Source organism: Arsenicicoccus cauae (genome assembly GCF_009707125.1).
Taxonomy (GTDB): domain Bacteria; phylum Actinomycetota; class Actinomycetes; order Actinomycetales; family Dermatophilaceae; genus Arsenicicoccus; species Arsenicicoccus cauae.
Map to the genome: position 1 here is coordinate 168,322 of NZ_WLVL01000037.1, position 19,192 is coordinate 187,513.

Consider the following 19,192-nt stretch of genomic DNA (forward strand, 5'->3'; position numbering starts at 1 on the left):
CGGTCAGTCCTGGCGCACGACCACGTCGACGAGGTCGGCGGTGGCCGCCCCGACGTCGAGCCAGTCCCCCTCGACCTCGAAGCGACACAGCGTGGTGGTCGGGAACCCCCGCTGGAGGGCATCGGCCACGTCGCGCGGGCCGTCCTTGGAGGCGATGGTGCGTGCGAGGGCGGGGATGCCGGGGGCATGCCCGAGGACGAGGACGGTGCGAGCCTCGTCGGGCAGGTGCGTGAGCAGGGCCAGCAGCTCGGCGAGACCCGCGTCGTAGACCTCGTCCGACAGGTCCACCGCCGCCGCCCGGGCGCCTCCCTCGGTGGCCGCCTCCCAGGTCTGGCGCGTGCGGGTCGCGCTCGAGACGACCGCGAGGTCCAGGGCCCCGACGTGCTCGGCGATCCACCGACCGGCGATGCGCGAGTCGTCCCGGCCCCCGCTGGTCAGGGTGCGGGCGTGGTCGCCTCCGCCGCCGTGGCCGGCCTCGGAGTGACGCATCAGCAGCAGGGTGCGGGAGGTGTCCGTCATACCGCCATCCTCACGCACCGGCGAGGTCGCGGGGCGACCGTCCGACCGGTTGACGCGGCGTGGACAGCAGCGGCTCGACCGACCGGACCGGCACCACGGCCGGCTCGTCGGGCGTGATGGTCACCTGGTCGCCGTAGAGGACGACGTCGAGGGAGTCCACGCCGGCCACGCTCACGGTGACCTGCTCGCGGGCGTGCACCTCGATCCGGGCGTCCCGCCACAGGAACCTGAAGCGATAGCCCGTCAGACCGTCGGGCAGGCGGGGGGACAGCTGGACCAGCGGACCGTCCTCGCGCAGGCCGCCGAGCCCGGCGGTGAGGGCGAGCCAGGCCCCGGCCAGCGACGCGAGGTGCAGACCCTGCTCGGTGTTGCCCTGCAGGTCGTGCAGGTCGACCTGCACGGCCTCGCGCAGGTAGTCCAGGCCGAGTCCGAGGTGGCCGGTCTGGATGCAGACCACCGACTGGATCCCGGCCGAGAGGGAGGAGTCGCGGACGGTGCGGGCCTCGTAGTAGTCGAGGTCGCGGGCGGTCTGCTCGTCGGTGAAGTCGTCCCCGCACCACCACAGGGCGTGGACCAGGTCCGCCTGCTTGACGATCTGGTGGCGATAGATCTGGACGTAGGGCGCGTGCTCCTGCACCGGGTAGCGGTCGCCCCACGACGCGAAGTCCCACTCGTCGTACTCGGTGAAGCTCTCGCACTGCGGATGGACCCCGAGGTGCTCGTCGTAGAGCACGTGCACGGCGTCGGCGGCCCGGGCCCAGGTGGCCGTCTCCTCGCTGCCCACGCCCAGCTCGCGCGCCCGGTCGGGGTGCCGCCCGCACGAGGCGACCGCGGCCCGCAGGTTGCGCGCCGCCATGAGGTTGGTGAAGACGTTGTCGTCGACGACGGCGGTGTACTCGTCCGGACCGGTGAGGCCGTAGAGGTGCCAGCGTCCCTGGCGGTCGTTGTGCCCCAAGGAGATCCACAGCCGCGCCGTCTCTACGAGCACCTCCAGGCCGTGCGCCCGCTCGAACTGCAGCTCGCCCCGGACGTGGCGGTAGAGATCGAACGCGCGGGCGATGTCCGCGTTGACGTGCATCGCGGCGGTCCCTGCGGGCCAGTAGCCCGACGCCTCGTGCCCGTCGATGGTGCGCCAGGGGAAGGAGGCGCCGCGCAGCCCCAGCTGCTCGGCGCGCTCGCGGGCTGCGCCGATCGTGGAGGACCGCCAGCGCAGGAGGTTGTGGGCCGCTCGCGGGGCGACCATGGTCAGCGTCGGGACGACGAATCCCTCGATGTCCCAGAAGGTGTGGCCGCTGTAGCCGCCGCCCGTGAGCCCCTTGGCGCCGATGGGGGCGTCCTCGATCAGCGCGCTGGCCTGGTAGACCTGGAAGAGCGCGTAGCGCAGCGACTGCTGCAGCTCGTCGTCCCCCTCCACCTCCAGGTGCACGTCGTCCCAGAAGGCGTCGAGGTGCTCGCGGTTGCCGGCGACCAGCTGCTCCCACCCGAGGTCGTGCCCGACGGCCAGGTGGGCGCGCACGTGGTCGCCGAGCACGCCGTCGGGGCGGTCCCCGTCGCGGACGTAGGCCAGCAGCTTGAGGATGGTCAGGCGGTCCCCCGCCTCGAGCTCTATGACGGCGGTGGTGCGGACGTGGTCCTCGTCGACGACGACCCGCGGGTGGACCCGCTCGACCCGACCGTTCGCGCGGGTGACCGTGATCACGTGGTCGCAGCCCGAGCCGACCTGTACGCCGCTGCGGATGGTCTCGTGGACGAGGACACCACCGTCCCCGCACGCGGTGCGTCGCACGCCGCGGTAGGGCCGGCGCAGCGCCGCGGCGACCTGCGGGTCGTCGTTGTCGATGATGGGCTCTGTGTCGTTGGCGGCGAGGTCCGACTGCACGACCAGCCGCACCGGCCCCTGCACCGCCTCGACCTCGTAGCGCACGGCCGCGAGCGAACGCTCCACCAGCGACGTGAGCCGGCCCGTCGTGACCCGGATGCGGTCGCCGCCCGGTGCGCTCCAGTCCAGCTCGCGGGTGAGGGTGCCGGTGCGCATGTCCAGCACCCGGCGGTGCTCGTGGACGGTGCCGGCCGTGATGTCCAGGGGCGCGTCGCCGACGAGCAGCCGGACCCGCATCCCGTCGGGGACGTTGACCAGCGCCTGACCCTGGTCCGGGTCGCCGTAGCTCTTCTCCGGGTAGGACAGCGGGAAGGTCTCGTGGACCCCGCTGACGAAGACCCCGGTCTCGAACGCCGGGTCCCCCTCCTCGAGGGCGCCGCGCAGACCGATGACGCCGTTGGAGACGGTCAGCAGCGCCTCGGTAAGCCCGAGGCGCTGCGGGTCGACGTGCTCCTCGACGAGGCGCCAGGGATCGATGGCGAACGGGCTGGCCGACATGGGCTCTCCTGCTGGTGGGGGTGAGCGCGCGGGTGGGTCCGGTGCTGGCTACAGCGTGCCGGACCCACCCGCAGTTCGGGGTCTTGCGGTGGTGCCGGCCGAGATCACAGGACCAGGTCGGGCTTGATCCTCGCCGGGGTCCAGATGCGGGCCCGGTGGGCCGCCCAGCTGGCGGCCGCCAGCGCGACCCCGAGGTATGCCGCCAGCACGGCGACGTCGAGGGCGACGAAGGCCATGCGGCCGCCATACATCAGGTGGCGCAGCCCGTCGATGGCGTAGCTCATGGGCAGGAGGTGGTGCAGCACCCGGAGCGGCCCGGGGAGGGTCTGCCAGGGGAAGGTCCCGCCCGCTGAGACGAGCTGCACCACCAGGAGCACGAGGCCGAGGAACTTGCCGACGGCTCCGAACCGGGCGGTGAGGGCGTGCAGGACCGCGGCATACGTGATGGAGACGAAGGCCATGAACAGGACGGCCCACAGCGGGTGCTCGACGTGGAAGCCGAGGCCCTGGAGCACGAGCCAGTAGACCAGGAAGGACTGGCCGCCGGCGACCAGGGCGGGGGTCATCCACCCGCTGAGGGCGACCCGCCAGGCCGGCTGCTGCGCGGCGAGGGCCCGGGTGGACAGGGACTTGACCAGGAGGAAGAGCACGTAGGCACCGATCCACAGGGAGAGGCTGACGAAGAACGGGGCCAGCCCGGCGCCGTAGTTCGCGGCCTGGGCGGGGTTGCTCGCCCGCACCGCGACGGGGTTGCCGACCGTCTGCGCCGCGGCCTCACGCTGCTGCTGGGTGTAGGCCGGGACCTGCTTGACCCCGGCGGCCAGCTGGTCGTGCAGCTGCTGGGCACCCTGCTGGGCCTTGGTCGCGCCGTCGCGGAGCTGCCCGGCCCCGGCGGCGAGCTGCTGTGCCCCGGCGACGGCCTTGTCCTCGCCCGACGCCAGGGTGTGGGCTCCGGTGGCGAGGGTGTCCAGGCCCGCGCTCAGCCGCGTGGCCCCGTCGTCGAGCTTGGTGCTGCCGGCGTGCGCCGCGGCGATCCCGTCATGCAGCTGGACGGACCCGGCGGCCAGCCGGTCCGCACCGTCGGCGACCTGGCCGGCACCGGTGGCCGCCTTGGCGGCGCCGGCCGACAGCGTGGTGGCGCCCGTGGCGAGCCGGCCCGTCCCGGCCTGCAGCTCGCCCAGCTTGTCGGCGAGCGTGGCGCTGCCCGACGTGAGCTGGTCAGCACCCGCCGCGACCTGCTGGGACCCCTCGGCCAGGGTCGTGAGCTTGCCCGACGCGCTCGTGACGGTGGCGGACGCCCGGTCCAGAGCCGCGTCGAGGGACGCGAGGTCGTCGTCGGCGCTCCCGAGGCGCGTCTGCAGGGTGTCGTGGATGCGCTGCAGGCGCGCGCGGGCGGGGTCGTCGGCGGGCAGCGCGTCGATCGCCTCGCCCAGCGCCGCGACCTGCTGCCTGAGGGCGTCGATCTGCCCCTGGAGCTCACCCTTGTGCTGCTTGCGGGCCCGGTCGATCTGGGCGGCGCCGTCCTTGGCGAGCGACCCCGCCTCGGCGACCTTGGCGTTGCCGGCGGCGACCTGGTGGGCGCCCGCCGCGACCTTGGCCGCACCGCTGTGCAGGGTGTCCGCACCGGCCTTGAGCTGTCCGGCTCCCGTGGACGCCGCCGTGGCGCCGGACGCGAGCTGGGTCGCACCCTTGGCGAGGGCGGCGTTGCCGTCGGCGACCTGACGGGCGCCGGAGGCGAGCTGTGCCGTCTGTCCCGGCAGCGCCGCGGTCTTGGTGTCCAGCGTCGCCAGGCCGTCGTCGAGCTGCCCGGCCCCGTCGGCGAGCGCCGACGCACCGGAGCGGGCCGAGTCCGCCCCACTGGCCAGGCGGTTCGCCCCGTCCCGCAGCTGGACCGCACCGTCGCGCAGCGACGAGGCTCCGGTGGACAGCCGTCCCGCCCCGTCACCCAGCTGCCCCACGCCCGTCGCGAGCTGCCCCGCGCCGTCGACGGCCTGCTGCATCTTGCCGTGGATGGTGCTCATCCCGTCGAGCAGCTGGGCCGCGGCGGTCGAGCTGACCTGGGAGGCCACGGACTTCGTCACCTCCGCGACGACCGTGCTGGAGATGGTGCGGGCGAGATAGCCGTTGGTGTCGTTGGTGTACTGCTCGAGGTGGGCCTGCCGCGGCGAGGTGGATCCCGCCGAGGCCAGGTCGGCGGAGAATCCCGCCGGGATGATCAGCGCGAAGTCGTAGTGCTCGTCGTCGACGCCCGCGACGGCGTCCGCGCGCGAGACGCGGTGCCAGTCGAAGGTGTGACCGTCGAGGAGGGTCCGTGCGACCTGGTCCCCCACCGCCAGGCGCTCCCCGGAGGCCAGCGTGGTCCCGGCGTCCTCCACCACGACGGCGGCGGGGACGTTGCGCAGGTTGGCATAGGGGTCACGGTTCGCATAGAGGTACAGGCCGGCATACAGGCTCGGTATGACGAGCATGGCGGCGAGGGCGAGGCGGAGCAGCGGCCCGCTGGTCAGCCGTCGCAGCTCGGCCATGGCGAGACGATGGGCCCTCATGCGGACACCCCCAGCTCGTAGGTGCTCTCGAGGCCGAGGAGACGGACGCTCGAGTGGGTCGCCAGGACCACGACGACCAGACCCTGGTCCGCCAGCACCTGGGCGACGCCGTGCCAGGCGTGCGGGGAGCCGCCCCACCGGTCCGGGCTGGTCAGCACGACGGCGGTGACGTCCTCACGCTGTGCGGTGATCTCGGCCAGCCAGCGGACGTGCTCGGACGGCTCGAGGGACTCCCACCGCTGCGCCGAGCGTTCCTCGGCGCCACGCTCACGAAGGAAGGCGCGGATGTCGGCTCGCCGGGACGGTAGGCCGGCAAGGGCCAGCTCCTCCCCCACGACGACCTCGATCGGCAGACCGGGCTCGGGCTCGGTCACGCCGGGGACGTCGACGAGGGCGACGCGACGGCGACGGACGTGCGGCTCGGGGTCGCCGTTGCAGGTGATGCTCCCGTCGTCGAGACGGACGCGACCGCCGAGGGCCAGCGCGAGGGTGGTGGCCGCAGGCCCCGGGTCACCGGCGACGACCGTCACCTCTCCCTTGCGGGCGGCCAGCGAGGTCGGCAGGAGCAACGGGCCGTGCGGCCCGTCGACGGCTGCTGCGTGGGCGATGAGCGCCATGACGCACTGCTCCTTGGTGCCCGGGATCGACCGGGCTCGGGTCGTCCTGCGGGGAGGACTGGGGACATCTTCTGATACACCAGCGTATCCGGGTTCATTCCCGTATTCAATTCACAGGTGTATCGTGAGGGCATGACCACTCGCAGTGATGCCCCGCCGCGGTCCGCACGTCGCGAGGCCACCCGTCAGCGGATCCTCGCCGCGGCGTCCCAGGCATTCGCGGAGCGGGGGTTCCACGGCACGAGCGTCGAGGACGTCTGCGACCGTGCGGGATTCACACGCGGGGCGTTCTACTCCAACTTCGCGTCCCGAGACGAGCTGGTGGTCGAGCTCGTCGCGCAGCGCACCGCCCGGCTGCGCGACCGGGTCCGCGAGCTGTCGGAGGAGGACGACCTCACGCCACGCGAGCTGCTGCACGGGGTGCTGACCCTGTGGTCCGACCAGCCCGGCGAGCGCCAGCAGTGGTTGCTGCTGCAGACCGAGCTCATGCTGCACGCCATCCGCGACCCCGAGGCGGGGGCGGCCTGGCGCGAGGTCGTCGCCCGCGGCCATCAGGAGACGGCGGCCACGCTGGAGGGCTACCTGCGGCGGCACGGCATACGGCTGCCGGTCAGCAGCCTGGAGCTCGCCCGGTTGCTCTTCGCGGCCTTTCAGGGGGGCGCCCTGCAGCACCTGCTGGACCCGGCCCAGGTCGGCCCGGACGACCTCGAGAACCATCTGGTGGCGGTGCTGGAGGCGGCGCTGACCCGGGACGACGACACCGACGGCACGGCATCACCCGCCTGATCCACCCGGCTCGGCGGACCGGTCAGGCCCGCAGGTCGGCGTACTCCGGGTGCTTGTCGAGGTAGGCCGCCACGAAGGAGCAGAGCGGCCGCACGACCAGACCCCGAGCGCGCACGTCCTCGAGCAGCCCCTGGACGAGGGCCGAGCCGACCCCCTGCCCGCCGAAGGCGGGGTCCACCTCCGTGTGCGGCACGACGACCACCCCACTCCCACCGGCCTCGTCACCCTCGACGTAGGCGTCGGCGAAGCCTGCGAGCTCGCCGTCCAGACGCACCTCGTAGCGGTGCCGGCTGTCCTCGCGGGTCACGGTGATGTGCTCAGCCATGCGTACAGTGTCTCACCGCGCGATCTCCACGACATTGTCGAAGGGCTCGCCCGACGCGATGTGGTGCAGCTGTCGGCGGACGAGATCGCTCGCGCGGCGCCAGAACCCGTGCGCCAGACCGCCGACGTGCGGCGCGATCAGGACCCCGGGGGTGGACCACAGCGGGTGACCGTCGGGCAGCGGCTCCGGGTCGACGACGTCCAGGGCGGCGCGCACGTGCCCCGACCGCGTCGCGGCGACGAGGGCGTCGGTGTCGACGACGCGCCCGCGGGCGACGTTGACCAGGAGCGCCCCCTCGCGCATCGAGGCCAGGAAGTCGGCGTCCACCAGCCGGTCGGTGGCGTCCGTGTGCGGGACGATGAGGATGATCACGTCCTGGTGCGGCACGAGGGCGTCGAGCTCGTCGATGCCGTGCACCCGCTCGACGAGGTCGTCCCCGGCGCGGGCCCGGCTCGCGACCACGGTGATCTCGGGCTCGAACGGCTGCAGCCGGCGCACGATGGCCTGCCCGATGTCGCCGTAGCCGACCACGAGGACGCGCTGGTCGGCCAGCCCGGGCTCGAAGTGCTTGTCCTGCCAGTGCTGCCGGCGGTGGCCCTCGAGCATCCAGGGGACGCCACGCTGCGCCGCCAGGGTCAGCGTGAGGGCGAGCTCGGAGGTGCCGGCGGCGTGGACGCCACGGGCGTTGAGCAGGCTCGCCCCCTCAGGGACGAAGGGGACGGCGTGCTCGTAGCCGGCCGACAGCAGCTGGAAGGCCCGCAGCCGCGGCAGGTCGGCGAGCCGCTCGAACCCGTCCGCCGACAGGGTGTAGGGGGCGACGACCATCTCCACCTCGTCCGCCCGCGGGCACGGGCCCGTGAGGTCCCACGGGATCATCTCGACCCCGGGCACCGGGCCCACGCGGTCGATCCAGTCCTGGTCGGCAAGGGTCACGAGGGTCATGCCCCCCACCGTATGTCGTTCCGCCGAGGCTCGCTCACCCGCCCGAGACGGCGGACAGGATGATCACCGTGGCCCCCTCACGCAGCACCGTGCCGGTGCCTGCGCCCCGCTCGACGTCGACCCCGTCCACGAAGACGTTGACGTGCTTGCGCAGCTCATCCGTCTCGTCACGGATCCTGCTCTCCACCAGGGGAAGTGGCGCGGGTGAGGAACGCAGCGCGTCGAGGGCGGCGGCGAGGTCGGCCCCGTCGGTGCGGCAGGACCGTGTGGATCACCCCCCCCCCCCCCCGCCGAAGCCCTCGCTCCACTGCGGGCGGTGCGGGTGCTCCCACGGGCCCCCGCCTGTCGTAGGTTGGCGGTGGACCACCCCGACCCCTATCCCGAGGAGCCCCCATGACCGCCGTCGACGAGATCCTGCGCACGCTTCCCGTGGCCGACCTGGCCCAGCAGCTCGACGCCCGGCCCGAGGACGTGCAGCACGCCGCCGCCGCGGTCCTGCCCGCGCTGCTGGGGGGCCTGCAGGCCAACGCGGCCGACCCCGCGGGCGCCCGGTCGATCTCCGGGGCCCTCAGCCAGCACGACCCCCGGCTGACGGACGGCCCCGTCGACCTGGGGGCCGTGGACACCCGCGACGGCGAGGCCATCGCCGCCCACATCTTCGGGGGCAACCAGGAGCAGGTGGCCCAGCAGCTCGGCGGCCTGCAGGGCGTCGGCGGGCCGCTCGTGCAGCGCCTGATCCCGATCCTCGCCCCGATCGTCATGTCCTGGCTCGCCAAGCAGGTCCTCGGCCAGGCCGGCGCCGGCGGCAGCCTGGGACAGGCGCAGGGTGGGGGCGTGGGCGACACCGTCCTCGGCGACATCCTCGGCTCGGTGCTCGGCTCAGCCACCGGGCAGACGGGGATGGGCACCCAGCAGAACGCCGACCAGCGCGAGGCCCGGGGCTTCGACACGGGCACGATCATCCGGGACGTGCTGGGCGGGCTGCTCGGCGCCGGCCGCCGCTGAGGACGCAGCGACCACGAGAGCCGTCGCGGTCGCCGTCGCCGACGTCCTGGCCAGCGACGTGGTGGGCGTGCTGCGCAACGGCGAGGGGCCCGTGCGTGCTCTTCCGCGCCGACACCGACGCGCTGCCCCTCCAGTCCTGGGCCAGGAGCAATGTCACCCCTGACCGCGCGGTGCTGCTGCTCGACGTCCGCAGCTATGACGAGCGGGTGCGTGAGGTCCGACCGCACTTCGTCGCTGGGCTCGGCCATGCGCACCGCCACCTCGCAGGCGTTGTTCACCGCCTGGCTCGGCCAGCCCAACCCGGGCGCAGCGGGCCTCCTAGCAGGCCGGTATGCCCCAGCCGGGGTCACCTTCGGTGGGTGACCCCGGCTGCGATGGCTACGCGCGCCCGGTCACTGGCACTTGGTCATGATCAGCTCGCGGACCTTGCCGGCGTCGGCCTGGCCCTTCATAGCCTTCATGACCTGACCGATCAGGGCCCCGGCGGCCTGCACCTTGCCGTCCTTGATCTTCGCGACGATGTCGGCGTTGCGGCCGAGCACCTCGTCCACCGCGGCCTCGAGCGCGGAGTCGTCCTGCACCAGCTCGAGGCCCCGCGCGTCGGCCACCTCGCGAGGCGACCCCTCGCCGGCCAGCACGCCGTCCATGACCTGACGGGCCATCGAGTCGTTGAGCCGGCCGTCCCGGACCATCCCGTCCAGCTCGGCGACGTGCTCCGGCGTGACGCCCATGTCGGCGAGGTCACGGACCTGGTCGTTGGCGCGACGGGACACCTCACCCATCCACCACTTGCGGGCGGCGGCGGGCGTGGCGCCGGCGGCGACGGAGGACTCGATCAGCTCCACCGCGCCGGCGTTGACGACGTCGCGCATCTCCAGGTCGGAGTAGCCCCACTCCCCCTGCAGCCGCTTGCGCCGCCGGCCGGGAGGCTCGGGCAGGGTGGCGCGCAGCTCCTCGACCCACTCGCGGCTCGGGGCGACGGGCACCAGGTCGGGCTCGGGGAAGTAGCGGTAGTCCTCGGCGTCGGACTTCTCTCGCCCCGAGGTCGTGACCCCGGTGTCCTCGTGCCAGTGCCGCGTCTCCTGCAGGATCGTGCCGCCGGACGACAGGATCGCGCCGTGCCGGGTCATCTCGTAGCGCACGGCCCGCTCGACCGACCGCAGCGAGTTGACGTTCTTGGTCTCGGTGCGGGTGCCGAGCTGTGTCGACCCCTTGGGCATCAGCGAGACGTTGGCGTCACAGCGCATCGAGCCCTGCTCCATGCGCGCGTCGCTCACGTCGAGCGCCCGCATGAGGTCACGGATCGCCGAGACATAGGCCTTGGCGACCTCCGGCATACGCTCCCCCGCGCCGACCACCGGCTTGGTGACGATCTCGATCAGGGGGATCCCCGCCCGGTTGTAGTCGAGCAGCGAGTAGTCGGCGCCGTGGATGCGACCGGTCGCGCCGCCCATGTGCAGCGACTTGCCGGTGTCCTCCTCCATGTGCGCCCGCTCGATCTCGACCCGCCAGGTCGTGCCGTCCTCGAGCTCCACGTCCAGGTAGCCGTCGAACGCGATGGGCTCGTCGTACTGCGAGGTCTGGAAGTTCTTGGGCATGTCCGGGTAGAAGTAGTTCTTGCGCGCGAACCGGCACCACTGCGCGATCTCGCAGTTGAGCGCCAGGCCGATCCGGATCGCCGACTCGACGCCCTTGGCGTTGACGACGGGCAGCGCGCCGGGCAGGCCGAGGCAGACCGGGCACACCTGGGTGTTGGGCTCGGCGCCGAACGTCGTCGCGCAGGAGCAGAACATCTTGGTCGCGGTGCTCAACTCGACGTGGACCTCGAGGCCCATCACCGGGTCGAAGCGCTCGAGCACCTCGTCGTAGTCGAGGACGGGCTCGACGTGCGTGGTGGCCATGGGTCAGCCGTCCTTCCGCGTCTCGGAGGTCTGGTCGGGCGTGCCGGGGGCAGGCGTCGCGGCTCCCAGGTCGGGCGCGTTGGCGAGCAGCGGCTCGCCCCAGGCCTTCTCCAGCTCGCGCTCGACGTAGGCCGCCACGCGGTACAGCCGGTCGTCGGCCATGGCCGGCGCGAGCACCTGCAGCCCCACGGGCAGGTCGTCCTCGGGCGCGAGCCCCACGGGCACCGACATGCCGGGGATGCCGGCGAGGTTGGCGGGGATGGTGGCGACGTCGTTGAGGTACATCGCCATCGGGTCGTCGAGCTTGTCCCCCAGCCGGAAGGCCGTGGTCGGCATCGTCGGGGAGATCAGCACGTCGCACTGTGCGAAGGCGGCCTCGAAGTCGCGCGCGATGAGCGTGCGGACCTTCTGCGCCTGGCCGTAGTAGGCGTCGTAGTAGCCGCTGGACAGGGCGTAGGTCCCGAGGATGATGCGCCGCTTGACCTCGTCGCCGAAGCCCGCCTCGCGGGAGGCGGACATGACCTGCTCCGCGCTGGGCGCCTCAACCCCGGCCGGGGCGACGCGCAGGCCGTAACGCATGGCGTCGAACTTGGCGAGGTTGGACGACGCCTCGCTCGGCAGGATCAGGTAGTAGGCGCCGAGGGCGTAGTCGAAGTGGGGGCAGGAGACCTCGACGATCTCGGCGCCACCGGCGCGGAGCAGCTCGACGGCCTCGTCGAAACGCTGCTGGACGCCCGCCTGGTAGCCCTCGCCGGTGAGCTCCCTGACGATGCCGACGCGCAGGCCGGAGACGTCGCCGCTGCGGGCGGCCTCGACGACCGGCGGCACCGGCTGGTCGATGGACGTCGAGTCGCGCGGGTCGTGACCACCCATCAGCTCGTGCAGCAGGGCGGTGTCCAGGACGGTGCGGGCGCAGGGGCCGGCCTGGTCGAGGGACGAGGCGAGCGCGACGAGGCCGTAGCGGGAGACGCCGCCGTACGTCGGCTTGGCACCGACCGTGCCGGTGAGCGAGGCAGGCTGGCGGATCGAGCCGCCGGTGTCGGTGCCGGTCGCGAGGGGCGCCTGGAAGGACGCGACCACGGCGCTCGAGCCCCCGCCCGAGCCGCCGGGGGTGCGCTCGAGGTCCCAGGGGTTGTGCGACGGGCCGTAGGCCGAGTGCTCGGTGGAGGACCCCATCGCGAACTCGTCCATGTTGGTCTTGCCGAGGATCGGCAGGCGCGCGGCCTTGATCTTGCTGACCACCGTGGCGTCGTACGGTGGAATCCAGCCCTCGAGCACCTTGGAGCCGCAGGTCGTCGGCAGCCCGACGGTCGTCATGACGTCCTTGACGGCGATCGGCACGCCCGCGAGGGGGTGCAGCGGCTCGCCGGCGGCGCGGGCCTCGTCGACCTCGCGGGCCGTGGCGAGGGCGCCCTCGGCGTCGACGTGCAGGTAGGACCGGACGGAGCCGTCGACGGCGGCGATGCGGTCGAGGTGGGCCTGCGTGAGCTGCAAGGAGGTGAAGTCACCGGCCGCGAGGCCGTCGGCCATCTGGGCAGCGGTGAGGCGGGTGAGGTCGGTGGTCGTCATACGGGAGATCAGTCCTCACTCAGGATGCGCGGCACCCGGAACCGGTCGAGCTCCTGCTCCGGCGCGCCGGACAGAGCCTGCTCGCGGGTCAGGCCGGGGCGGACCACGTCAGGGCGGGTCACGTTGGTCAGGGGCATCGGGTGCGACATCGGGGGGACGTCGGCGGCGGCGACCTCGCCCACCTGGGCCACCGAGTCGAGGATGACGGCCAGCTCCCCGGCCATCGTGTCGAGCTCGGCGTCCGTCATCTCGATGCGCGCGAGGTTGGCCAGGTGCGCGACCTGGTCACGGGACAGGGAAGACATGGTCGCCAGTCTAGTGGCGCGCCGCCGCCCCTCCTGCCGGTCAGGCCTCTGAGGCGGCCGCACGCTCCTCGCGACGCACCTGACGGACTGTCTCGTCGAACTCGGCGTGGATCTCCGCGTCATGCCGGTGGGTCATCAGGCTGACCACGGTGGTGACGACCAGGTTGCCGACGAAGCCGGGCAGGATCTCGTAGAGGTCGAAGATGCCACCGTCGCGCGTTCCCCAGATGCCGACGAGGATGGCACCGGTCACCATCCCGGCGATGGCGCCCTGCGCGGTGAGCTTGCGCCAGAAGAGCGCCATGAGGATCGTCGGCCCGAAGGCCGCGCCGAAGCCGGCCCAGGCGAAGGCCACGAGCGCGAGGATCGGCGAGTCCGTCGTCCAGGCGAGGGCCGCGGCGATGACCGAGATCGCGAGCACGCCCAGGCGACCGAGCAGGACGTATGACGAGTCCGACCCCTCGCGGCGCGCGATGATCTTGTAGAGGTCCTCGACCAGCGCGGACGAGGTCACGAGCAGCTGCGAGGAGATGGTGCTCATGATCGCGGCGAGGACCGCGGCGAGCATGAACCCGGCGACGATCGGGTGGAAGAGGATCTGCCCCATCGCGATGTAGACCGTCTCGGGGTTGGTGATCTTGTCGGCCGGGTGCTGCTGGAAGTAGGCGAGGCCGATCAACGCGGTCGCGATGGCACCGAGGCAGGACAGGACCATCCACCCGATGCCGATGCGGCGGCCCTGCTTGGTCTCCTCGACGGTGCGGATCGCCATGAAGCGCACGATGATGTGCGGCTGCCCGAAGTAGCCGAGGCCCCAGGCGAGCGAGCTGATGACGCCGACGGCGGTGGCCCCCTTGACCATGGACAGGGCGTCGGGGTTGGCCTGTCGGATGGACTCCATCGCCCCGGACGGCCCGCCGACCGCGAACAGCCCGAGCAGCGGCACGGCGATCAGGGCCAGGAACATCATCAGCCCCTGGACGAAGTCGGTGTAGCTCACCGCCAGGAAGCCGCCGAACAGGGTGTAGCCGACCGTCACCGCCACGATCAGGAGCATCCCGACGTGGTACTCCATCCCGAAGGACTTCTCCATGAAGACGCCGCTCGCGACCATCCCGGAGGACACGTAGAACGTGAAGAAGACGAGGATGATGATGCCGGAGGCGACCCGCAGCAGGCGTGAGCGGTCGCGCAGGCGGTTCTCCAGGAAGCTCGGGATGGTGATCGAGTCGCTCGCCACCTTGGTGTAGGCCCGCAGGCGGGGTGCCACGAGCTTCCAGTTGAGCCAGGCGCCGATCGTCAGGCCGACGGCGATCCAGGCCTCGACCAGCCCGGTCTTGTAGATCGCGCCGGGCAGACCCATGAGCAGCCAGCCGGACATGTCGGCGGCTCCGGCGGACAGGGCGGTGACGGCGGGGCCGAGGCCGCGCCCGCCGAGCATGTAGTCGCCGAGGCCCGCCGTTCGCCGGTAGGCCCAGTAGCCGATGTAGATCATGCCGATCAGGTAGATCACCATCGAGATGATCTGCCACGTCTGGTCGCTCATGGCCGAGACTCCAGTCTCACTTCAGGGCGCCTGCTCCTGCCGCGCCGGTGCGCACGAGTATGCCGCTGAACGGGTGAGTCCCTCGACCTCCGCGGCCTGCGTGGCCGGATCGTGACGCTGGCCCTCAAGCCTTCTCCCGGCGCTCTCGGCGGGGTGGGCTGCCGAGGGGCCCCCAGATGGAGGGGATCAGGCAACCGGCGCAACGCCCCGTCAGGACACCGCGTCCGGGCCCTCCCCGAGCAGGCGCACGAACCCGGCCTCGTCCAGGATCGGGCGTCCCAGCTCCTCGGCCTTGGCGGCCTTGCTGCCCGCGCCCTCGCCGATCACGACGAAATCGGTCTTCTTGGAGACCGAACCGGCCGCCTTGCCGCCGCGCGCGATGATCGCCTCCTTGGCGGAGTCACGGGTGAAGCCCTCGAGCGAGCCGGTCACGACGACGGTGAGACCCTCGAGGGTGCGCTCGACGGAGGCGTCCCGCTCGTCCGCCATGCGCACCCCGGCCGCCGCCCACCGGTCGACGATCTCGCGGTGCCAGTCGACCTCGAACCACTGCACGACCGACTCGGCGATCACGCCCCCGACCCCTTCGACGTCCGCCAGCTCGTCCACCGACGCCGCGCGGATGGCGTCCATCGACCCGAAGTGCGTGGCGAGCGCCCGGGCCGCCGTCGGTCCGACGTGTCGGATCGACAGCGCCACAAGGACGCGCCACAGGGGCTGCTCCTTGGCGTGGGCGAGGTTGTCCACGAGCTTGCGGCCGTTGGCCGACAGCACGCGCCCGTCCACGACGCCCGGCGCGGGCACGGCCTCCGGATCGGCCAGCTCCTTCTTGGTGGCGGCGCGGGTGTAGAGCGGCACCCGGGCGACGTCGGCGGCGGTGAGGTCGAACAGCGTGGACTCGTCGGCGATCACGCCCGCGTCGAGGAGCGCGATCGCGCCCTCCCACCCGAGCGCCTCGATGTCGAAACCTCCCCGCGAGGCCAGGCCGAAGATGCGCTCGCGCAGCTGGCTCGGGCAGGACCGGGCGTTGGGGCAGCGGATGTCCTTGTCACCCTCCTTCTCGTAGGCGAGCTCGGTCCCGCACGCCGGGCAGTGGGTCGGCATGACGAACTCCCGCTCGGACCCGTCGCGCAGGTCCACGACCGGGCCGAGGATCTCGGGGATGACGTCGCCGGCCTTGCGCAGCACGACGGTGTCGCCGATGAGCACGCCCTTGCGCACGACCTCGAAGGCGTTGTGCAGGGTCGCCATCTCGACGGTCGACCCGGCGACCTTGACCGGCTCCATCACGCCGTAGGGCGTCACCCGGCCCGTCCGGCCGACGTTGACCCGGATGTCGAGCAGGGTCGTGTTGACCTCCTCGGGCGGGTACTTGTAGGCGATGGCCCACCGAGGTGCCCGCGAGGTCGTCCCGAGCCGCCCCTGCAGCGCGATCTCGTCGACCTTGACGACGACACCGTCGATCTCGTGCTCGACGTCGTGCCGGTGCTCGCCGTAGTGGGCGACGAAGTCCAGCACCTCCTGCGGGCTGCCGAAGACCCGGTAGTGGCTGGACGTCGGGAAGCCCCACGCCGTGAGCAGCTCGTAGGCCTCGCTCTGGCGGGTGATCGGGAAGCCCGACCGCGCGCCGATGCCGTGCACCAGCATGTGCAGCGGGCGCGTCGCGGTGATACGAGAGTCCTTCTGCCGCAAGGATCCTGCCGCCGCGTTGCGCGGGTTGGCGAACGGCGCCCGGCCCTGCTCGACCAGGCTCGCGTTGAGGTCGCCGAAGGCCTCGATCGGGAAGAAGATCTCGCCGCGCACCTCCAGCACGTCCGGCACGTCGTCGCCGGTGATCCGGTGCGGGATCCCCTCGACCGTGCGGACGTTGGGGGTGACGTCCTCCCCCACCCGGCCGTCGCCGCGCGTGGCCGCCGTCGTCAGACGACCGCCCTCGTAGAGCAGGTTGATCGCGAGCCCGTCGATCTTGAGCTCGCACAGGTAGTGCGGCGCCCCCTCCAGCCCCCGCTCGACCCGCGCCAGCCACTCGGCGAGCTCGTCGGCGGAGAAGACGTTGTCGAGGCTGAGCATCCGCTCCCGGTGCGTGACCGGGGCGAAGTCCGTCGCCTGGTGGAAGGTCCCCACCCGCTGGGTCGGGCTGTCCGGCGTCCGCAGGTCAGGGAACTGGTCCTCGAGCGCCTGGAGGCGACGCATCAGCTGGTCGTACTCGGCGTCGGAGATCGTCGGGGCGTCCTGGCCGTAGTAGGCCTCCTGCGCCTCCACCACGCGCTGGGCCAGGTCGGTCCACTCGTGACGAGCCGCGACCGACGCGTCGGCGACCTCGGTGCCGCTCGTCGGGATGTCCGCCTCGTCATCGGTGACCCCGCTGGTGGGGGGCTTGCTCCTCGCCATACGAGCATCGTGCCAGACAGGTCCGACAGGCCCCTGCCTGCGCCCCGCTGGGTCATGATCGGTGTCATGGCGTATGACGAGAACCTCGCCGCCCGCATCCGGGCGCACGTGCAGGACGACCTGGACGTGACGGAGAAGAAGATGTTCGGCGGGCTGGCCTTCCTGGCATCGGGCAACCTGGCGGTCGCCGCCACCAGCCGCGGCAGCCTCATGCTGCGCTGCGACCCGGAGGAGGCGGACCGCCTGGCCACCGAGCCCGGCACCAACCGCATGGTGATGCAGGGCCGGGCGCTGCACAACTGGCTGGTCGTCGACGAGCGCACGCTGGCGACGGACGAGGGTCTGCGAGGCTGGCTCGAGGTGGGGCTGGACTTCGCGCGGTCCCTGCCCGCGAAGTGATCAGCCGATGGTGCGCCCCGCGCCTCGGCGGGCCCCGTATGCCGTGGCCCATCGGTTGCCGAGGCCGATCAGCAGCGCACCCGCGAGCACGAACGCGAATCCCACCAACGTCCACGCGGTCACGTGCTCGCCCAGCACGAGCACCCCGAGGAGCACCGACACGACCGGGATGAGATAGGTGACCGAGGTCCCCACGGTCGCCCCGGCCGCCCGCACCACGTCGAACTGCGCGGTGAACGCCCACCCGGTGCCGACCGCCCCGAGCACGAGCACGGCGAGCAGCGACCACGTCGCCGACCCCTCGGGCCGCACCAGTCGCGCCGACCACGGTGCCGCCAGCCCGGAACCGCCGAGCGCCCACCACACCGTCAGCAGCAGCACGAGCTGCCCCGAGGCGCTCACGAGCTGGCCCGCCGGGATGCTGAGCCCACCCGGGTCGTAGCGCTTGAGGTGCAGGCGGTGCCAGGTCCAGCCGACGCCGTAGGACATGCCTGCGGCCAAGGTCATCCCGAAACCCAGGAGGTCCGGCCGCTCGTGCACCGCCCACGGCTGCATGATCACCACGACCCCCAGGAAGCCCAGCACCACCCCGAGCAGGCGCGGCAGCGAGTAGTGCTCGTCCCGGACGAAGAGCATGGTGAGGACGACGGTGGCGATGGGCGTGACCGCGTTGCCGATGCCGGCGAGCGCCGAGCTGACTCGCGTCTCGCCGAGCGCAAAGAGCGTGAACGGCGCCGTGCACAGGAAGAATCCGACGACCTGCAGGTGCAGCCAGGCGCGGCGCTGGCTGGGCAGCCGGCCCCGCCCGAGGTGCAGCAGCGTGACGACGACGAGCGCCCCGGACAGCACCCGCAGCGTCGAGATCTGCAGGGGCGCCAGGGCGTCGAGCCCGACCTTCATCAGCAGGAAGCTGGATCCCCAGATGAGCACGAGCCCGATCCACTTGAGCTGCCAGGGGATCCGGGGAGCACTCATCCGAGGGCCGTCTCGGTGACCGCCTCCGCGACCTGCACGGCGAGGCGCTGCGCGGCGACCGCGTCGGACGGCGACAGGCCCGCGAGCCCGCACGCCGGGGAGACCGTCACCTCCGCGAGATCGGCTGCGGCCAGGCCGAGCTCGTGCCAACGACGCACCAACCCGTCGTGGACGGCGGCGACGGTCGGCAGCGGCGACGCCGAGGCATAGCTGCCGAGCCACACGTCGGTGCCCGACTCCAGCGTCGCCGCCAAGGACTCCCAGCCCTTGGGGCCGAGCACCGTGGCGTCGACGGCCAGCGCGGACGCGCCGGTGGTGCGCAGCATGGCCAGGGGCGTGCCCTTGGCGCAGCAGTGGACGGCCGTATGCCGATCCCCCGCCGCCTGCAGCACCTCCCCCACGAGGTTGGCGGCGACATACGAGTCGACGGCGGGGATCCGGCCGAAGCCGCTGGCGGTGGGCAGGCGGCCCGCGAGCAGCCCGGGCAGCGACGGCTCGTCGAGCTGGAGCACGACGCGGGCCCCCGGCACGAGGCGCTCGGCCTCGGCCACGTGGCCCCTGATGCCCTCGGCGAGCGAGCCCGCCAGGTCACGCACGGCGCCCGGGTCGACGACGCTGCGCTCGCCGCGGTGCAGCCACACCGACGCCGCGAGGGTCCACGGCCCGGCGACCTGGACCTTGAGCTCGCCCTCGTAGCCGTCGAAGGTCTCGGCCAGCTCGTCGAGGTCCTGGCGCCACCAGGTGCGCGCACGCTCGGCGTCGCGGCCGGGACGGTCGACGAACCGCCAGCCCATCGGCTGCAGGTCGACGTGCAGGTCCACGAGGAGCGCCGCGGCGCGCCCGATCATGTCGGCGCCAGGACCGCGGTCCGGCAGCTCGGGCAGGTAGGGCAGGCCGTGCTCGGCGAAGAGCTCGCGCACCCCACGCTGCGTCTCGCGCACGTCGGTGCCCGGCCACGAACCCATCCCTGTCGCTCTCGTCACGCCCCG

Annotated in this window: 16 protein-coding genes and 1 pseudogene; 3 read left to right on the forward strand and 14 right to left on the reverse strand. The window is 72.6% G+C overall.

Features of this window, described 5'->3' with window-relative positions; genetic code table 11:
* Positions 1 to 3: 3 nt before the first annotated feature.
* The 4 genes from GGG17_RS09495 to GGG17_RS09510 form a co-directional block, all read right to left on the reverse strand.
* Complete coding sequence (locus tag GGG17_RS09495) at positions 4 to 519, reverse strand: SixA phosphatase family protein (RefSeq protein WP_154593465.1); 516 nt, start codon at positions 517 to 519, stop codon at positions 4 to 6.
* Positions 520 to 529: 10 nt separating this feature from the next.
* Positions 530 to 2,896 carry a glycoside hydrolase family 65 protein gene (locus tag GGG17_RS09500; protein WP_154593466.1) on the reverse strand — a complete coding sequence of 789 codons (2,367 nt, stop codon included), beginning with the start codon at positions 2,894 to 2,896 and terminating at the stop codon, positions 530 to 532.
* Positions 2,897 to 3,000: 104 nt separating this feature from the next.
* Positions 3,001 to 5,421, reverse strand: a complete 2,421-nt coding sequence (locus GGG17_RS09505) for a YhgE/Pip domain-containing protein (RefSeq protein ID WP_195849185.1) — start codon at positions 5,419 to 5,421, stop codon at positions 3,001 to 3,003.
* A gap of 17 nt (positions 5,422 to 5,438) precedes the next feature.
* Positions 5,439 to 6,059: an ATP-binding cassette domain-containing protein gene (locus tag GGG17_RS09510; RefSeq protein WP_154593468.1), complete on the reverse strand. Its 621-nt coding sequence runs from the start codon at positions 6,057 to 6,059 to the stop codon at positions 5,439 to 5,441.
* 132 nt (positions 6,060 to 6,191) lie between these two features.
* Here GGG17_RS09510 and GGG17_RS09515 point away from each other — a divergent pair, with 132 nt between their 5' ends.
* A complete protein-coding gene (locus GGG17_RS09515; protein WP_154593469.1) occupies positions 6,192 to 6,845 on the forward strand; it encodes a TetR/AcrR family transcriptional regulator in 654 nt (217 codons plus the stop codon).
* A gap of 22 nt (positions 6,846 to 6,867) precedes the next feature.
* Here the strand turns inward: GGG17_RS09515 and GGG17_RS09520 are convergent, their stop codons facing one another.
* The 3 genes and pseudogenes from GGG17_RS09520 to GGG17_RS09530 form a co-directional block, all read right to left on the reverse strand.
* The gene (locus tag GGG17_RS09520) at positions 6,868 to 7,170 is read right to left on the reverse strand and encodes a GNAT family N-acetyltransferase (protein WP_019287852.1); all 303 of its coding nucleotides are present in this window, start codon (positions 7,168 to 7,170) and stop codon (positions 6,868 to 6,870) included.
* A 12-nt stretch (positions 7,171 to 7,182) separates the two neighbouring features.
* Complete coding sequence (locus GGG17_RS09525) at positions 7,183 to 8,112, reverse strand: 2-hydroxyacid dehydrogenase (RefSeq protein ID WP_154593470.1); 930 nt, start codon at positions 8,110 to 8,112, stop codon at positions 7,183 to 7,185.
* Positions 8,113 to 8,146: 34 nt separating this feature from the next.
* Positions 8,147 to 8,350 (reverse strand): annotated as a pseudogene (locus GGG17_RS09530) (MoaD/ThiS family protein); the annotation flags it as partial.
* Between the two features lie 155 nt (positions 8,351 to 8,505).
* On the opposite strand from GGG17_RS09530, the gene GGG17_RS09535 reads away from it, so the two are divergent.
* Positions 8,506 to 9,117: a DUF937 domain-containing protein gene (locus GGG17_RS09535; RefSeq protein WP_154593472.1), complete on the forward strand. Its 612-nt coding sequence runs from the start codon at positions 8,506 to 8,508 to the stop codon at positions 9,115 to 9,117.
* A 392-nt stretch (positions 9,118 to 9,509) separates the two neighbouring features.
* On the opposite strand, the gene gatB is transcribed toward GGG17_RS09535, so the two are convergent.
* The 5 genes from gatB to ligA all read right to left on the reverse strand — a co-directional run bounded on the left by gatB (position 9,510) and on the right by ligA (position 16,829).
* Entirely contained in the window at positions 9,510 to 11,018 is a 1,509-nt protein-coding gene (gene gatB / locus GGG17_RS09540) for an Asp-tRNA(Asn)/Glu-tRNA(Gln) amidotransferase subunit GatB (RefSeq protein WP_154593473.1), read from the reverse strand.
* Between the two features lie 3 nt (positions 11,019 to 11,021).
* Positions 11,022 to 12,587, reverse strand: coding sequence for an Asp-tRNA(Asn)/Glu-tRNA(Gln) amidotransferase subunit GatA (gene gatA / locus GGG17_RS09545; protein WP_154593474.1), 1,566 nt, complete (start codon positions 12,585 to 12,587; stop codon positions 11,022 to 11,024).
* A gap of 8 nt (positions 12,588 to 12,595) precedes the next feature.
* The gene (gene gatC / locus GGG17_RS09550; protein WP_154593475.1) at positions 12,596 to 12,892 is read right to left on the reverse strand and encodes an Asp-tRNA(Asn)/Glu-tRNA(Gln) amidotransferase subunit GatC; all 297 of its coding nucleotides are present in this window, start codon (positions 12,890 to 12,892) and stop codon (positions 12,596 to 12,598) included.
* A 40-nt stretch (positions 12,893 to 12,932) separates the two neighbouring features.
* A complete protein-coding gene (putP, locus tag GGG17_RS09555; RefSeq protein ID WP_154593476.1) occupies positions 12,933 to 14,438 on the reverse strand; it encodes a sodium/proline symporter PutP in 1,506 nt (501 codons plus the stop codon).
* 210 nt (positions 14,439 to 14,648) lie between these two features.
* Positions 14,649 to 16,829 (reverse strand): NAD-dependent DNA ligase LigA, encoded by a 2,181-nt coding sequence (gene ligA / locus GGG17_RS09560; protein ID WP_154593477.1) that lies wholly within the window; start codon positions 16,827 to 16,829, stop codon positions 14,649 to 14,651.
* Positions 16,830 to 16,895: 66 nt separating this feature from the next.
* Between ligA and GGG17_RS09565 the strand changes: the two genes are divergently transcribed.
* Positions 16,896 to 17,228 carry a TfoX/Sxy family protein gene (locus GGG17_RS09565; protein ID WP_154593478.1) on the forward strand — a complete coding sequence of 111 codons (333 nt, stop codon included), beginning with the start codon at positions 16,896 to 16,898 and terminating at the stop codon, positions 17,226 to 17,228.
* On the opposite strand, the gene GGG17_RS09570 is transcribed toward GGG17_RS09565, so the two are convergent.
* Together GGG17_RS09570 and GGG17_RS09575 are read right to left on the reverse strand one after the other, a co-directional pair.
* Positions 17,229 to 18,203 (reverse strand): DMT family transporter, encoded by a 975-nt coding sequence (locus GGG17_RS09570; RefSeq protein WP_154593479.1) that lies wholly within the window; start codon positions 18,201 to 18,203, stop codon positions 17,229 to 17,231.
* Positions 18,200 to 19,186 carry a uroporphyrinogen decarboxylase/cobalamine-independent methonine synthase family protein gene (locus GGG17_RS09575; RefSeq protein ID WP_311966568.1) on the reverse strand — a complete coding sequence of 329 codons (987 nt, stop codon included), beginning with the start codon at positions 19,184 to 19,186 and terminating at the stop codon, positions 18,200 to 18,202. Before GGG17_RS09575 ends, GGG17_RS09570 begins: the two co-directional genes overlap by 4 nt.
* Positions 19,187 to 19,192 lie beyond the last annotated feature (6 nt).

Bases quoted from the DNA above. Each gene is read 5' to 3' on its own strand.
- GGG17_RS09495 (WP_154593465.1), bottom strand. From the start codon at position 519: ATGACGGACACCTCCCGCACCCTGCTGCTGATGCGTCACTCCGAGGCC.
- GGG17_RS09500 (WP_154593466.1), bottom strand. From the start codon at position 2,896: ATGTCGGCCAGCCCGTTCGCCATCGATCCCTGGCGCCTCGTCGAGGAG.
- GGG17_RS09505 (WP_195849185.1), bottom strand. From the start codon at position 5,421: ATGGCCGAGCTGCGACGGCTGACCAGCGGGCCGCTGCTCCGCCTCGCC.
- GGG17_RS09510 (WP_154593468.1), bottom strand. From the start codon at position 6,059: ATGGCGCTCATCGCCCACGCAGCAGCCGTCGACGGGCCGCACGGCCCG.
- GGG17_RS09515 (WP_154593469.1), top strand. From the start codon at position 6,192: ATGACCACTCGCAGTGATGCCCCGCCGCGGTCCGCACGTCGCGAGGCC.
- GGG17_RS09520 (WP_019287852.1), bottom strand. From the start codon at position 7,170: ATGGCTGAGCACATCACCGTGACCCGCGAGGACAGCCGGCACCGCTAC.
- GGG17_RS09525 (WP_154593470.1), bottom strand. From the start codon at position 8,112: ATGACCCTCGTGACCCTTGCCGACCAGGACTGGATCGACCGCGTGGGC.
- GGG17_RS09535 (WP_154593472.1), top strand. From the start codon at position 8,506: ATGACCGCCGTCGACGAGATCCTGCGCACGCTTCCCGTGGCCGACCTG.
- gatB (WP_154593473.1), bottom strand. From the start codon at position 11,018: ATGGCCACCACGCACGTCGAGCCCGTCCTCGACTACGACGAGGTGCTC.
- gatA (WP_154593474.1), bottom strand. From the start codon at position 12,587: ATGACGACCACCGACCTCACCCGCCTCACCGCTGCCCAGATGGCCGAC.
- gatC (WP_154593475.1), bottom strand. From the start codon at position 12,892: ATGTCTTCCCTGTCCCGTGACCAGGTCGCGCACCTGGCCAACCTCGCG.
- putP (WP_154593476.1), bottom strand. From the start codon at position 14,438: ATGAGCGACCAGACGTGGCAGATCATCTCGATGGTGATCTACCTGATC.
- ligA (WP_154593477.1), bottom strand. From the start codon at position 16,829: ATGGCGAGGAGCAAGCCCCCCACCAGCGGGGTCACCGATGACGAGGCG.
- GGG17_RS09565 (WP_154593478.1), top strand. From the start codon at position 16,896: ATGGCGTATGACGAGAACCTCGCCGCCCGCATCCGGGCGCACGTGCAG.
- GGG17_RS09570 (WP_154593479.1), bottom strand. From the start codon at position 18,203: ATGAGTGCTCCCCGGATCCCCTGGCAGCTCAAGTGGATCGGGCTCGTG.